At 71.2% G+C, this 14609-nt stretch carries 13 protein-coding genes and 1 pseudogene; 9 read left to right on the forward strand and 5 right to left on the reverse strand.

The features are described from left to right. The first annotated feature begins 120 nt into the window (after window positions 1-120). From OG381_RS15825 to OG381_RS15850, 6 genes and pseudogenes are all read left to right on the forward strand, one after another. Window positions 121-1125: pseudogene (locus tag OG381_RS15825) on the forward strand (FecCD family ABC transporter permease). Window positions 1126-1325: 200 nt separating this feature from the next. After that, complete coding sequence (locus OG381_RS15830; RefSeq protein WP_327716743.1) at window positions 1326-2144, forward strand: heme ABC transporter ATP-binding protein; 819 nt, start codon at window positions 1326-1328, stop codon at window positions 2142-2144. 156 nt (window positions 2145-2300) lie between these two features. Continuing rightward, window positions 2301-3455 (forward strand): iron uptake system protein EfeO, encoded by a 1155-nt coding sequence (gene efeO / locus OG381_RS15835; protein WP_327716744.1) that lies wholly within the window; start codon window positions 2301-2303, stop codon window positions 3453-3455. Window positions 3456-3471: 16 nt separating this feature from the next. Further along, on the forward strand, window positions 3472-4746 hold the full coding sequence (efeB, locus tag OG381_RS15840; RefSeq protein WP_327716745.1) for an iron uptake transporter deferrochelatase/peroxidase subunit: 1275 nt from the start codon (window positions 3472-3474) through the stop codon (window positions 4744-4746). Window positions 4747-4748: 2 nt separating this feature from the next. After that, window positions 4749-5621 carry an iron uptake transporter permease EfeU gene (efeU, locus tag OG381_RS15845; protein WP_327716746.1) on the forward strand — a complete coding sequence of 291 codons (873 nt, stop codon included), beginning with the start codon at window positions 4749-4751 and terminating at the stop codon, window positions 5619-5621. Continuing rightward, on the forward strand, window positions 5581-6585 hold the full coding sequence (locus OG381_RS15850; RefSeq protein WP_327716747.1) for a hypothetical protein: 1005 nt from the start codon (window positions 5581-5583) through the stop codon (window positions 6583-6585). Before efeU ends, OG381_RS15850 begins: the two co-directional genes overlap by 41 nt. Window positions 6586-6603: 18 nt before the next feature. Here the strand turns inward: OG381_RS15850 and OG381_RS15855 are convergent, their stop codons facing one another. After that, window positions 6604-7332 (reverse strand): bifunctional DNA primase/polymerase, encoded by a 729-nt coding sequence (locus OG381_RS15855; RefSeq protein WP_327716748.1) that lies wholly within the window; start codon window positions 7330-7332, stop codon window positions 6604-6606. 178 nt (window positions 7333-7510) lie between these two features. On the opposite strand from OG381_RS15855, the gene OG381_RS15860 reads away from it, so the two are divergent. Then, window positions 7511-8350, forward strand: a complete 840-nt coding sequence (locus OG381_RS15860; RefSeq protein ID WP_327716749.1) for a glycerophosphodiester phosphodiesterase — start codon at window positions 7511-7513, stop codon at window positions 8348-8350. On the opposite strand, the gene OG381_RS15865 is transcribed toward OG381_RS15860, so the two are convergent. The 4 genes from OG381_RS15865 to OG381_RS15880 form a co-directional block, all read right to left on the reverse strand. Beyond that, window positions 8329-8943 carry a TetR/AcrR family transcriptional regulator gene (locus tag OG381_RS15865; RefSeq protein ID WP_307031684.1) on the reverse strand — a complete coding sequence of 205 codons (615 nt, stop codon included), beginning with the start codon at window positions 8941-8943 and terminating at the stop codon, window positions 8329-8331. The genes OG381_RS15860 and OG381_RS15865 overlap by 22 nt on opposite strands. Window positions 8944-9218: 275 nt before the next feature. Next, a complete protein-coding gene (locus OG381_RS15870; RefSeq protein WP_327716750.1) occupies window positions 9219-10205 on the reverse strand; it encodes a small ribosomal subunit Rsm22 family protein in 987 nt (328 codons plus the stop codon). 46 nt (window positions 10206-10251) lie between these two features. After that, window positions 10252-11442, reverse strand: coding sequence for a serine hydrolase domain-containing protein (locus OG381_RS15875; RefSeq protein WP_327716751.1), 1191 nt, complete (start codon window positions 11440-11442; stop codon window positions 10252-10254). Continuing rightward, window positions 11394-12689, reverse strand: coding sequence for a multidrug effflux MFS transporter (locus tag OG381_RS15880; protein ID WP_327716752.1), 1296 nt, complete (start codon window positions 12687-12689; stop codon window positions 11394-11396). Before OG381_RS15880 ends, OG381_RS15875 begins: the two co-directional genes overlap by 49 nt. Before the next feature lie 88 nt (window positions 12690-12777). Between OG381_RS15880 and OG381_RS15885 the strand changes: the two genes are divergently transcribed. Both OG381_RS15885 and OG381_RS15890 read left to right on the forward strand, forming a co-directional pair. After that, window positions 12778-13767: a Gfo/Idh/MocA family protein gene (locus OG381_RS15885; protein ID WP_327716753.1), complete on the forward strand. Its 990-nt coding sequence runs from the start codon at window positions 12778-12780 to the stop codon at window positions 13765-13767. A 60-nt stretch (window positions 13768-13827) separates the two neighbouring features. Beyond that, window positions 13828-14586 (forward strand): SDR family oxidoreductase, encoded by a 759-nt coding sequence (locus OG381_RS15890; protein ID WP_327716754.1) that lies wholly within the window; start codon window positions 13828-13830, stop codon window positions 14584-14586. Window positions 14587-14609 lie beyond the last annotated feature (23 nt).

The following is a 14609-nucleotide window of genomic DNA, read 5'->3' on the forward strand; positions in this document are numbered from 1 at the left end:
ACCTAAACTCGCGCGACACACGGAGGACGGTGGGGCGTGACCGTACTGGAGAAGACCGCGGCTCCGGCGGGCGAGGTGGCTGAATCCCCGCCGCGAAGACGGCGTTCGGCCGCGTGGCTGATGACCGTCGGGCTGGTCGTGGGGCTGCTCGTTCTCGTGCCGGTCGCGGCCGGTGTCGGGGCCTATCCGATCCCGGTCGGGGACGTCCTCGGCTCCGTGCAGCACAAAGTCGGGCTCGGGGGCGGCGAGTTGGACCGAGTCGCCGAGTCGGTGCTGTGGAACGTGCGGTTCCCGCGGATCGTGCTCGCGCTGCTCGTCGGGGCCTCGCTGGGGTGTGCGGGGGCGTTGATGCAGGGCATGTTCGGCAATCCGCTCGCCGCGCCGGGGGTCATCGGTGTCTCCTCGGGGGCGGCGGTGGGGGCGGTCGCGGCGATCGCGTTCGGGATCGGCTTCCTCGGTACGTGGACGGTGTCGGTGTTCGCGTTCGTCGCGGGGCTCGGGACGGTGCTGATGGTGTACGCGATGTCGCGGTCCGGGGGCGTACGGAGGTCGTGACGCTGATTCTCACCGGGGATCGCGGTGAACGCGTTCGCGGGGGCGGTGATCGGGTTGTTCCTGTTCTTCGCGGACACCGCGGCCGTCAACCAGATCACGTTCTGGCAGCTGGGGTCGTTGGCGCAGGCGACGTGGCCGAAGGTGGTCGCGGTGCTGTCGTGCGCGGTGCTCGGGCTGGCGGTGGCGCCTCTGTACGCGCGGCGGTTGGATCTGCTGTCCCTCGGTGAGCGGCCGGCTCGGCATCTGGGGGTGGATGTGGAGCGGTTGCGGATCGTTCTGGTGCTGGTGATCGCGTTGTCGACGGCGGCGGTGAGTGTGTCCGGGATCATCAGCTTCGTGGGGCTGGTGGTGCCGCATCTGCTGCGGATGGTGGCGGGGGCGGGGCATCGGTTCCTGGTGCCGGGGAGTGTGTTGACGGGGGCGCTGGTGTTGTTGGCGGCGGATTTGGCTGCGCGGACGGTTGCGGTGCCGGCGGAGTTGCCGCTGGGGGTGTTGACGGCGTTGCTGGGCAGTCCGTTCTTCTTCTGGCTGCTGCGGCGGACGCGGCGCGGGCAGGGGGGATGGGCGTAGGGGTCGTGTGGCGTCTGCGGGCGAGTGGGGGCTGGTCGCGCAGTTCCCCGCGCCCCCAGGGGAGTTGGGCCTAAAGGTTGTACGGCGGGTGCGGGCCGTGGGGGCTGGTCGCGCAGTTCCCCGCGCGCCTGGGGGCGTCACCTGCATCGGCATTGTCATCTCGGCGCCTCTTGGTGCCCTCCACCTCCAAGGACCCCGTCATGAGACTCCTCCGCCATCGCCCCACTCCCCCGGTCCCCGTCGAGCCCGGAGCTGTGCTTGCCGTGGCTCTGCAAGGCATCGACGTCACCGTTCGTGCCGGGGAGGTGCTCGCGCTGGTCGGGCCCAATGGTGCCGGGAAGTCCACCCTCCTCGGTGCGCTCGCCGCCGATATCGCGGCAGCCGACGGAGTCGTACGCATCCACGGCCGCCCCGCCACGGAGTGGTCCGCGGCCGAGCTCGCCCTGCGGAGGGCTGTTCTGCCGCAGTCGGCCTCCCTCTCCTTTCCCTTTGCCGTCGAGGACGTCGTACGGATGGGCAGGGCCCCCTGGGCCGCCATCGCGCCCGGCGACGATGACCGGGCCGTCGCCGAGGCCATGCGGCAGACCGAGGTCGCCGCCTTCGCGTCCCGGCCCTTCGGCGCGCTCGGCGGCGGTGAGCGGGCCAGGGTCGCGCTCGCGCGGGTGCTCGCGCAGCGGGCTCCGCTGCTGCTGCTGGACGAGCCGACCGCGGCTCTCGACCTCAGGCATCAGGAGCTGGTGCTGCGGGTGTGCCGGGAGCGGGCGCGTGAGGGGGACGCCGTGGTCGTCGTACTGCACGATCTGGGGCTCGCCGCCGCGTACGCGCACCGGGTCGCGGTCCTGCGTGCCGGGCGGGTCGCCGCCTACGGGGCGCCCAAGGAGGTCTTCGACGAGCGGCTGCTGTCGGAGGTGTACGACCAGCCCGTGGAGGTGTTTCCGCACCCTCGGACGGGGGCGCTGCTCGAAACCCTGAGCGGAACCTTTGAATCTCCTTTGACCTTTACTTGGGGTCCGTTTTGAGTCACCGTGATCGGCTCGTGCTCTTACACCGTCTATGAGAGGTGAATCACGGGACGGTGGGGTATCACGCAGGTAAGGCTCGGATAAGTTAGGCGAGCCTCACCGAACTCTGTGAGCCCTGTCACGTGATTTTTCAGCCATCGCCCGGGAGCCCGCATGCGAGCCGCCAGACTCTCCGCAGTCACCGCCACCGCCACCGTGGCGGCCTTGACCGCCCTCACCGGGTGCACCGAGAAGGGCGGCTCCGGGGACAGCGACCGCGTGATCAGCGTGACCGCCACCGACAGCAAGTGCGATGTGTCGAAGAAGGAGTTCCCGGCCGGCCACGTCGAGCTCGCCATCGAGAACAAGGGCTCCAAGGTCACCGAGGTCTACATCCTCTTCCCGGACGACCGGGTCGTCAGCGAGCGCGAGAACATCGGTCCCGGCACCAAGCAGACCGTCACCGCCGAGGTCAAGGCCGGCGACTACACGATCGCCTGCAAGCCCGGCATGAAGGGCGACGGCATCCGCCAGGACGTCAAGGCCACTGGCGGCACCGCCGCCAAGCGCGACCCCCGCCTCGACAAGGCCGTCGCCGCCTACCGCACCTACGTGCAGGAGCAGGCCGACGAGACGCTGCCGCTCGCCGAGACCTTCGCCAAGGCGGTCAAGGACGGGGACATCGAGGCCGCGAAGAAGGCCTACGCCCCCTCCCGTATCGGCTGGGAGCGCACCGAGCCGGTCGCGGAGTCCTTCGGTGACATCGACCCGAAGGTCGACGTCCGCGAGGACGGCCTGGAGGACGGCCAGGACCCGGAGAAGGACTGGACCGGCTGGCACCGCCTGGAGCGCTCGCTGTGGAAGGACAAGAAGCTCACCGCCCGTGACTCCGAGCTCGCCGACCAGCTGATCACCGACCTCAAGGACTGGCAGAACCGGGTCGGCAAGGCCGAGATCACCCCGACCTCCATGGCCAACGGCGCCAAGGAGCTCCTGGACGAGGTCGCCACCGGCAAGGTCACCGGCGAGGAGGAGCGGTACTCGCACACCGACCTCGTCGACTTCAAGGCCAATGTGGAGGGCGCGGAGAAGTCGTACGAGCTGCTGAAGCCTGTCGCCAAGGAGAACAACGCCGCGCTCACGACCGAGCTCGACAAGCAGTTCGCCGCGCTCAACACGCTGCTGGACAAGTACCGCGCCGACAAGACGTCGTACGACTTCACCTCGTACGACAAGGTCGGCGAGGACCAGCAGAAGGAGCTGTCGGACGCGGTGAACGCCCTCGCGGAGCCGCTGTCCAAGCTCGCCGCCGCCGTTGTCGCGAAGTGAAGCAGGGGGAGCCCTCATGACCGAGAACTCCACGGGCGAGACCTCCACCACCGAGAACTCGCCCTCCCCGTCCCGCCGTTCGCTGATCGGCTGGGGCGGTGCCGGGCTCGCGCTCGGTGCCGCCGCGGCCGGCGGGGCGGTGGCGATGACGCGGGCCGGCAACGACGTGGACCCCGCGGGCGCCGAGGCGGGGGCCGCCGTCGCGTTCCACGGCGGCCATCAGGCCGGTATCTCCACTCCCGTGCAGGACCGGCTGCACTTCGCCGCGTTCGACGTGAAGACCGAGGACCGCGCCGAGTTCGTGCAGATGCTCAAGGACTGGACGGCGGCCGCGCGGCGGATGACCGGCGGGCAGGCGGTCGGTGAGGGCGCCTTCGGGGGGCTGGCCGAGGCGCCGCCGGACGACACCGGTGAGGCGCTGGGGCTCAAGCCCTCGCGACTCACCCTCACCATCGGCTTCGGGCCGTCGCTGTTCAGGAAGTTCGGGCTCGAGGGCGAACAGCCCGAGGGTCTCTTCGAGCTGCCCAAGTTCGCCGGGGACGCCCTCGACAAGAACCGCAGCGGCGGCGACCTGTGCATCCAGGCCTGCGCCGACGACCCCCAGGTCGCCGTGCACGCCATCCGCAACCTGGCCCGTATCGGCTTCGGCAAGGTCGTCATCCGCTGGTCGCAGCTCGGCTTCGGGAAGACCTCGTCCACGACGCCGGAGGAGCAGACCCCGCGCAACCTCATGGGGTTCAAGGACGGCACCCGCAATATCGCGGGGACCGAGACGGACCGGCTGGAGAAGTTCGTGTGGGTCTCCGACCAGGACGGGCCCGACTGGATGGTCGGCGGCTCCTACCTCGTCGCCCGCCGTATCCGGATGCACATCGAGACCTGGGACCGCACCTCCTTGCAGGAGCAGGAGGACATCTTCGGCCGCGACAAGGGTGAGGGCGCCCCGGTCGGCAAGGCCAAGGAGCGCGACAAGCCGTTCCTGAAGGCGATGAAGCCCGATGCGCACGTCCGCCTCGCACACCCCGACGCCAACCACGGGGCGACCATTCTGCGCCGCGGCTACTCCTTCACCGACGGCACGGACGGGCTCGGTCGGCTCGACGCGGGGCTGTTCTTCCTCGCGTACCAGCGCGATGTGCGCAAGGGATTCGTGCAGATCCAGCGCAACCTCGCCCCGGACGCCCTCAACGAGTACATCCAGCACGTGGGTTCGGCGGTCTTCGCCGTCCCGCCCGGCGTCCGTGACAAGGACGACTGGTGGGGCAGCACGCTGTTCTCCAAGGAGGCGTAGCCGTGTTCAGCAACTATCTGATCGGTCTGCGCGAGGGCCTGGAGGCCTCTCTCGTCGTCTGCATCCTCATCGCCTATCTGGTGAAGACGGAGCGCAGGGACGCGCTGAAGCCCATCTGGATCGGCATCGCCGTCGCGGTCGCGATCGCGCTCGGCTTCGGCTGCGCCCTCGAATTCGGCTCCCAGGAGCTGACGTTCAAGGCGCAGGAGGCGCTCGGCGGTTCCCTGTCGATCCTCGCGGTCGTCCTGGTGACGTGGATGGTCTTCTGGATGCGGCGCACCGCCCGGCACCTGAAGGCGGAGCTGCACGGCAAGCTGGACGCGGCCCTGCGGATGGGCACCGGCGCGCTGGTCGCCACCGCGTTCCTCGCGGTCGGCCGGGAGGGTCTTGAGACGTCCCTGTTCGTGTGGGCGTCGGTGCACGCGGCCGGTGACGGGACACCGCGCCCGCTGATCGGTGTGGGGCTCGGCATCGCCACGGCGGTCGTGCTGGGCTGGCTGTTCTACCGGGGCGCGTTGAAGATCAACCTCGCCAAGTTCTTCACGTGGACCGGCGGCATGCTGGTCGTCGTGGCGGCGGGCGTGCTGGCGTACGGCTTCCACGACCTCCAGGAGGCCGACTGGCTGCCGGGCCTGAACGACAAGGCCTTCGACATCTCCGGGGCCATCCCGCCGGACAGCTGGTACGGCACCCTGCTGAAGGGCGTCTTCAACTTCCAGCCGGACCCGACCGTGCTCCAGGTCACGGTGTGGCTGCTGTACCTGGTCCCGACGCTCGCGCTGTTCCTCGCCCCGGTAGGGTTCGCCTCCGGGAAGGGGAAGGTGAAGGCATCCGATGAGCAGGGATCGCAGCCCTCGAAGGCTCCGCAGTCTTGACCGGAGGGTGCTGACAGCGGCCTCGGTGACCGCTTTGTCGCTGACGGCGAGCGGGTGCGTGGTGGTCCACGGGGAGCGCGAGGTGCTCCCCGCGACGACCAGGGCCGAAGCCGCCGAGGCGCTCCGGGAGTTCACGGCCGCGTACAACAACGCCGACAAAACGTACGACAGTTCCCTGGACGCGGACCACGTCACCGGGCCTCTCGCCGACATCGACGCGGCGCGGCTGAAGGCGGGCCGGGCCAACAGCCCGCAGGGCAACACGGCGCACACCCCGCTGAAGCTGGCCGACGCGAAGTACACCATCCCCAAGAAGGCGGGCTGGCCTCGCTGGTTCGTCGCCGACACCGCCGCGAACAAGGGCGGCAGCGCGCGCTGGCTGTTCGTGTTCACGCGCGACGGCCTGGACGAGCCGTTCCAGGTGGCGTATCTGACGCTGGTCGCACCGGACGACGTACCGCAGTTCAAGACGGACACGGACGGCTGGGCGGAGGCCGTTCCCGCGAACTCGACGGAACTGTCCGTCGCCCCGCAGCAGTTGAGCCAGGGCTACGCGACGTATCTGCAGAACGGCGAGGGCAGGACCTTCGCGGCGGGCGCGCACACCAGCGGATGGCGCGCCCAGCGCACGAAGGACGCCAAGAAGCCGGGGCGGGCCACGCAGTACATCGACGAGTCGCTGACGAACGGTGACTACGCCCCGCTGGCGCTGCGCACCAAGGACGGCGGCGCCCTGGTGTTCTTCAGCACGCGGCACTTCATGAAGCAGACCGCCTACGCGGGCACCACGCTCCCCGACCAGAACGCGGCCGTCGACGCCCTGACGACCGGCGAGGTCAAGCAGTCGCTGACGATGGAGTTCGTCTCCAACGAGGTCGCCCTGGACCCGGCGAAGGGTGCGGACGGCGGGCAGGTGTCGGTGCTGGGGCGGATCCAGGGACTGACGGCGGCGAAGGGCGAGTAGCCCCCTCCGGGAGGTGCCTCAGCCGCGCGAGGGCCAGGCCGTGGAGGCGTGATCCCGGTCCTCGCCGGCCCAGCGGGCGCCGGCGTCGGTGAGGATCTCCAGCAGGCTCAGCGGGTCGGGCAGCGGGTGCTCCGGGCCGCGTACCCAGCGCACGGTCCGACCGTCACCGGGCAGCCGGGCGGGCGGTACGAGGACGTAGGAGCCGCGGCAGTGCCAGCGCAGCCCCGGATGCTCGTCCATCGTCTCGGGGTGGCAGTCCAGCTCGCACGGCCACCACTCGTCCTCGTCCTCGGGGGTGCCGCGGGTGAGGGTGAAGAACATCAGCCGGCCGTCGGTCTCGGCGACCGGGCCGACCTCGATACCGGAGGCGAGCAGCCGTTCCAGGGCCTCGCGGCCGGCGTCGAGGGGCATGTCCAGGACGTCGTGCACCATGCCGGTCGCGGTGATGAAGTTGGCCTGCGGCTGATGCCGGGCCCAGCGCTCGATCTGGGTGCGGTCGGTGGTGGACTGCGTCTGCCAGGCGAAGGAGACGGGGTGCCGGGCGGGCGTGGGACAGCCGACGCGGTCGCAGGAACAGCGGTAGCCGGCCGGGTGCGCGGCGGGCGCGAGAGGCAGTCCCGCCCCGGCGGCGGCCAGCAGCAGGGCCTCACGGCCGCCGTCGTCGGCGGCGTCCTTCGGGCGGCGTCCACGCAGCCACTGGGTGAGTTTGCCCTGCCGGCCGGTCCGGCCGCCGAACTCCTGGCTCATGTATCGCCTCGCCTCGCTGTGGTGCGGACAGCATGCTCTATGGTCCCACCATCCTGCGCTCCCGGTGGCCGGAGCCGACAACCGGGGTAGGCGGGACAGGGCGTACCGGGGAGGAGGATCGGGTGAAATCCTCCGCTTTGACAGGATTTAGAGACCCGGCGCCCCTACCGTGGTCGTCATGGTCACGAGGATCGCGCTGACGGGCCTGGCTTCGGCGGTTTCCCTGGTCTCGCTGCTGGGACCGACGATCCCGCTGGAGTGGGGACCCGGACCGCTCACAGTGGACTCGCTGCCGCGTGTGACATACGTCGCCCATCGCGGCGGCGCCCGTGAGGTGCCCGAGAACAGCCTGTCGGGGCTCATGGCCGCCTATGCACGCCGTACGGCCCACGTACTGGACTTCGACACCCGCATGCTGAGCGACGGCACGCTGGTCGTGATGCACGATCCGCTGCTGAACCGCACGACGTATCTGGGCGGCGAGGTGCACAAGCTGAACGTGCGGGAGTGGCAGGGCGTACGGGTGCGTCCCAAGGCCTCCCTCCCCGGCAGCTGGCGGTCGGAGCGGCCGCCCACCGTGGCCCAGGTGCTGGATCTGCTGGGCGGGCGGGCCGTGCTGATGCTGGAGGCGAAGGACCCCCGGAGCGTGTCCCCGCTGGCGGCACTGCTCCGCTCCCGGGGCCTGACCCGCTCGGTCGTCGTCCATTCCAACGACCCGGCACTGGCTCGGCGGGCCCATCGCCTGGGCCTCCTGACCGGCCTGTGGCGCTCGGCCCAGCAGCTGCGCACCGACCGTCCCGAGCGGTGGCGGTCCTTCGTGGACGTCCTGGACGTCGACTACAAGGCACGTGACGCGGACCTGGTCCGGGCGGTGAACTCCGGGGTCCGGCGGGTGTGGGCCCACACGGTGGTGACGGCGGCGCAGCGGGACCGGGTGCTGCGGCTGGGCTGCGACGGGGTGATCACGGATACGCCGGGGCGGCTGGCGCGGGTGCCTCAGCGCGGGGCGAGACCGTAGAGGGCGTAGTCGACGAGGGTGTCGGTGTACGTGTGGTCGATGGGGCCGGTGTGCTGGAGCCAGCGCTGGGCCAGGGGCGAGACGAACAGCTCCAGGGCGATGCGCGGGTCGATGTCCTGGCGTACCTCGCCGGTGTCCTGTGCGGTGCGCAGACGGTCGACGTAGAGCTGGAGCGAGGGTTCGAGCAGCTTGGCGACCAGTTCCCGGCCGAGCTGCTCGTTGACGACGCCCTCCGCGGCCAGGGCGCGGGACGGCACCTCGAAACGGGGGTCCCTCAGCTCGTCGACGGTGGCGCGCAGTACGGCCTTCAGGTCGGCGGCGAGGTCGCCCGTGTCCGGGAAGGCGTAGGACTCCTGGCCGGCCTCGCGTGCGGACTGTTCGCCGAGGTCGAGGAAGGCCTCCATCAGCACCTCCGCCTTCGACGACCACCACCGGTAGATCGTCTGCTTGCCGACGCCTGCGCGGGCCGCGATGCCCTCGATGGTGGTCTTGGGGTAGCCGACCTCGCCGACGAGTGCGAGGGCGGCGTCATAGATGGCGCGGCGGGACTTCTCGCTGCGGCGAGTGGTGTCGGGGGCGGGCTGCTTGACCATGGCCCGACGGTAGCAGGCGAGTGAGACGCCCCGTCTCGCCGAACCCGAGGGTTCCTCGCCCCCGCCGCCCCTACCCGTCCCATCCCCAGGGGGCTCCGCCCCCTGGACCCCCGCTCCTCAAACGCCGGAGGGGCTGGATCTACTGACGCCGGTCCAGATATCCAGCCCGTCCGGCGTTTGAGGACGAGGCCCGTTCAGGGCCGACAGTGGGGGTCTGGGGGCGCAGCCCCCAGGGACGGGACGGGTAGGGGCGGCGGGGGCGAGGAAAGGGTCGGTTACGGCAGTGGGGGCCAGGGGTCGCCCCACGTCGCGTTTCTTGCCGCCTTATACAGGTCGCCGTGCCGCTTCGTCACCGTCGTGCGGGACAGTTGCTCATCCGTCTCGCAGAGGTCCAGCAGGACCTGGCCCTTGCGGATCTGGGGGCGGCGGATGACGCGGGACACGGCCGGGGTGACCGGGAAGCGGGCGGCGGCGACGTAGCTGAACTTCTCGTCCTCGTAGGCCAGGGAGCCACCCTTGACCTGCCGGTGCAGGGACGAGCGGCTGACCCGTGTCGAGAAGTGGCACCAGTCCTCGCCGGGCACGATGGGGCAGGCCGCGCTGTGCGGACAGGGAGCCGCGACCTGGAAGCCGGCCGCGATCAGCCGGTCACGGGCCTCGATGACCCGGGCGTAACCGTCCGGCGTACCGGCCTCGACGATCACCACCGCCTGCGCGGCACCCGCGGCGGCGTCGACGAGGGCGGTGCGGTCGCCGGGAGTGAGTTCGTTCAGGACGTAGGACACCGTGACGAGGTCCGTGCTCTCGAGCGCGAGGGCGGAACCGATCCGCGAGCGTCGCCACGTCGCGCCCTCCAGCGCCGGGTTCGCCACGGCGATCTCCCGGCCGAGGGCCAGCGCGGGCTCCGCCCAGTCGAGGACCGTGACCGACCGCGCCCCGGACCAGGTGGCACTGACCGCCCAGGTCGCCGCCCCGGTCCCCCCGCCGACGTCCACATGACTCCCCGGCACCCACCGCGGCACCGCCTCCGCGAACGCGTCCAGCGCCGAGCGCACCGCCTCGAAGGTGGCCGGCATCCGGTACGCGGCGTACGCGGCGACGTCCGCCCGGTCCCGGAGGATGGGCGCGTCGGTCGGGGTGGCACCGCGGTAGGTGGCGATCAGCCGGTCGACGGCCTGCGCGGCCTGCTTCGGGGGCAGTCCGTCAAGGACGGTGGCAAGGGTGGCGCGAAGGGTCTCGGCCGGGGATACGGGGGCGTTCACCCGGTGATTCTAGGTCGCCCGGAACCCGCCCCGAACGCCGTCGCCCTCACCCGCCGGACAGACTGGTGGGCCGGACCGCGCGCGCCAGACGGGTGGCACCCGCCGCTCTCGGTCTGCTGTCCGGTGGCCGTCTTCGGGGGTGGACCGCGTTCGACAGCAGCACCAGGAACGTGTCCGTCGAGCGGTCCAGGACCAGCGAGGTCCCGGTGAAGCCGGTGTGGCCCGCGGCCCCCCGCCCCGCCAGTTCGCCCATGAACCACGGCTGGTCGACGGCGAAGCCCAGGCCGGGCGGGGTCAGCATGAGTTCGACGAAGTCGGGGCCGAGGATGCGGGCGGGGCCGTAGGAGCCGCCCGCCAGCAGGGCGCGGCAGAAGACAGCCAGGTCACGGCCGGTGGAGAAGAGACCGGCGTGGCCCGCCACACCGCCCAGCGCCCACGCGTTCTCGTCGTGGACGACCCCCCGCAGCATCCCCCGGTCCGCCTTGGCCCAGGGCCTTCGCTGGTACTCCGTCGCCGCCGCCCCGGGGCACGGCCCGAACCCGGTGGCCGTCATCCCCAGCGGCCGGGTGATGCCGTCGTGGACGAGGGTGTCCAGGCCCCGGCCGGTGATGCGTTCCAGGACGTGCTGGAGGAGGAGCAGGTTCACATCCGAGTACGTGTAGGTGCCGGGCACGCCGATGGGGGGTTCGGACCGCAGCAGCTCCAGCCGTTCGGCGTCGTCCGCGCAGTCGTACAGCGGGAGTTCGGGGCGGAGCCCGGAGGTGTGCGTGAGCAGCTCCCGTACCGTCACCCCGTGCCGGGCGGCGGCCCGGAAGTCCGGCAGGTACGCGCCCACCCGGGCGTCGATGCCGAGGGTGCCGCGTTCGATCTGCTGCATCGTGGCGACCGCGGTGAACAGCTTGGTGAGGGAGGCGAGGTCGAAGGGGGTCGCGACCGTCATGGGGACGCGTGCCTTGCGCGGCAGCTCCACGCCCGCGTCGGCCTCGGGGTCGTAGGAGGCGTACCGGACCGCCCAGCCCGCCGCCGCCTCGACGGCGATCACGGGGCCGCGTCCGGCGACGACGACGGTGCCGGCCGCCCAGGGGCGCTCGCCGGTGGTGAGGTCGTGGGCCTCCTGGGTCAGGTGTTCGAGCTCTCCGGGGTCGAGTCCGGCCCGTTCCGGTGTGTCGCTGCGCAGTCTTGGCGCGCTCAGCTCTCTGCTCCCTCCGCGATCGCACGTCTGTTCCAAGGACGGCACATTCCCATGAAACAGGCAAGCGCTACCAGTGCCGACACGACTTGGACCACGGCCATCGGTACGGCGGTGTCCTCCCCGGCGATCCCGACCAGCGGGGAGGCGATGGCCCCGATCAGGAAGGAGGAGGTGCCGAGCAGGGCGGAGGCCGAGCCCGCGGAGTGCTTGGTGCGCAGGAGGGCGAGGGACTGGGCGTTGGGGAGGGTGATGCCCATCGCCGACATCAGGACGAAGAGAGCGGCGGCCACGGCCACCAGACCGGGCTCGCCGAACACGCCCAGGGACATCAGCAACAGCGCGGTCGCGGCGGCGATGACGATGGCGAGCCCGGCGCCCAGCACCTTCTCCAGGCTGACCCGGCCGACCAGCACCTTGCCGTTGATCTGGCCGACGACGACCAGGCCCACCGAGTTCAGCCCGAAGAGCAGGCTGAAGGTCTGCGGCGAGGCCCCGTAGATCTCCTGGATGACGAAGGGAGAGGCCGAGATGTACGCGAACAGGGCGGCGAAGGCGAAGCCGCCCGCGAGCATGAAGCCGGTGAAGGGGAGGTCGGCGAGCAGGGCGCCCATGGACCGCAGGGCCGCGCCGACCCCGCCGACATGGCGCCGCTCCACCGGGAGGGTCTCCGGCAGCCGGGCCCACACCAGCACGGCCAGCAGCGCGCCGACGACCGTCAGCACCACGAACACGCCCCGCCAGTCCGTCACCCGCAGGATCTGTCCGCCGATGACGGGCGCGACGATCGGGGCGACCCCGCCGATCAGCATCAGGGTGGAGAAGAAGCGGGCCATGGCCACACCGTCGTAGAGATCGCGTACGACGGCCCGCGCGATCACTATCCCGGCCGCGCCCGCCAGCCCCTGCGTCAGCCGGAAGGCGACCAGGGTCTCGACGGTGGGCGCCAGGGCGCACAGGGCGGTGGCGAGGACGTAGACGACCAGGCCGGCGAGCAGCGGGCCCCGGCGGCCCCAGCGGTCGCTCATCGGGCCGACCACGAGCTGGCCGAGGGCCATGCCGAGCAGACACGCGGTGAGGGTGAGTTGGACGGTCGCGGCGGACGCGTGCAGGGAGTTGGTGACCTCCGGGAGCGAGGGGAGGTACATGTCCATCGCCAGCGGAGGCGTGGCGGTCAGACCGCCGAGGGTGAGGGTGACGACCCAGCCGGTGCGGCGGGCGGCACGAGTGGGCGGCTGCGCCGGTGCCGCAGCCGCCTGTTCCAGGTCCGATGTCGATGCCCCGCTGTCGGGCATGTGCCCCTCCCTCTGAATCCGATCCGCCACCTATGCTCTCAGCTCGTACACAGTGGCGAGTGTCACGCGAGCGAGGATGGACGCGGGGATGACGGAGCAGAGGGTGCGCTGGGGAATCCTGGCGACCGGTGGGATCGCGGCGGCGTTCACCGCCGACCTGGTGGATCTGCCGGACGCGGAGGTCGTGGCGGTGGCCTCGCGGAGCGAGGAGTCGGCGAAGACGTTCGCGGAGCGGTTCGGGATCGAGCGGGCGTACGGCGAGTGGGGCGCGCTGGCCGAGGACGCGGACATCGATGTCGTCTACGTCGCCACCCCGCACTCGGCGCACCGGGCGGCCGCCGGTCTGTGCCTGGAGGCCGGGCGCAACGTGCTGTGCGAGAAGGCGTTCACGCTGAACGCGCGCGAGGCGGAGGAACTGGTCGGGCTCGCGCGGGAGCGCGGGAGCTTCCTGATGGAAGCCATGTGGATGAACTGCAATCCCCTGATACGGCAGCTCAAGGCGCTGGTGGACGACGGCGCGATCGGCGAGGTGCGCAGCGTCCAGGCCGACTTCGGGCTGGCCGGGCCCTTCCCGCCCAGCCACCGTCTGCGCGACCCGGCACAGGGCGGCGGAGCGCTCCTCGACCTCGGTGTGTACCCGGTGTCGTTCGCCCAGCTGCTGCTCGGGGAGCCGTCGGACATCGCGGCCCGCGCGACGCTCTCCGACGAGGGCGTCGACCTCCAGACAGGCGCCCTGCTCTCCTACGACAGCGGCGCGCTCGCCTCGGTGCACTGCTCGATCATCGGCGGTACGGCGACCTCGGCGTCGGTCACCGGTTCGCTGGGCCGCATCGACGTGCCGTACGGCTTCTTCTTCCCGGACCGGTTCGTGCTGCACCGGGACGGCCGTGACCCCGAGGAGTTCAAGGCCGAGGCCGGTCCCCGCAACAGCCTCAAGCACGAGGCCGTCGAGGTGATGCGCGCGCTGCGGGCCGGTGAGACCGAGTCGCCGCTCGTCCCGCTCGACGGCACGCTCGCGGTGATGCGGACGATGGACACGGTCCGCGAGCGCGTCGGGGTCCGCTACCCGGGGGAGTGAGACATCCGTATCGCGGACTATTGATTCCGCATTACGGATGGACCTCGTACGCTCCCTGCCATGACTGAACGTGGATCGAAGATCGCCGTCGTGACCGGCGCCGGCTCGGGCATCGGGCGGGCCGTCGCCGTGGAACTGCTCCGGGCGGGATGGTCCGTGGCGCTGGCGGGGCGCCGCACCGGGACACTGGAGGAGACGGCGGCGCTCGCACCCGAGCGTGCCGCCCTCGCCGTACGCACCGATGTCGCGCAACCCGACGACGTGGCGGCCCTGTTCGCCGCGACCGTGGAGCGGTTCGGGCGGGTGGACCTGCTGTTCAACAACGCGGGGACGTTCGGTCCCGGCGGGGTGCCCGTCGAGGAGCTGCCGTACGACGCGTGGCGGCACGTGGTGGACACCAATCTCAACGGGGCGTTCCTGTGCGCGCAGGCGGCGTACCGGCAGATGAAGGAGCAGGATCCGCAGGGCGGGCGGATCATCAACAACGGCTCGATCTCCGCCCATACGCCGCGTCCGCACTCCGTCGCCTACACCGCGACCAAGCACGCCCTGACCGGCCTCACCAAGTCGCTGTCCCTCGACGGGCGGCCGTACGGCATCGCGGTCGGGCAGATCGACATCGGGAACGCGGCGACCGACATGACCGCGCGGATGCAGACCGGTGCTCTGCAGGCCAACGGCGAGGTCGCGCCCGAGCCCGTGATGGACGTCGCGGATGTCGCGCGCACGGTGCGGCACATGGCGGAGCTGCCGCTGGGGGCGAACGTGCAGTTCGCGACCGTGCTGGCGACGGCGATGCCGTACGTCGGACGCGGTTGAGGGTTCAATCTGCACAACCGGAA

The sequence above is a fragment of the Streptomyces sp. NBC_00490 genome (genome assembly GCF_036013645.1).
In the GTDB taxonomy this organism is placed as follows: Bacteria; Actinomycetota; Actinomycetes; order Streptomycetales; family Streptomycetaceae; genus Streptomyces; species Streptomyces canus_F.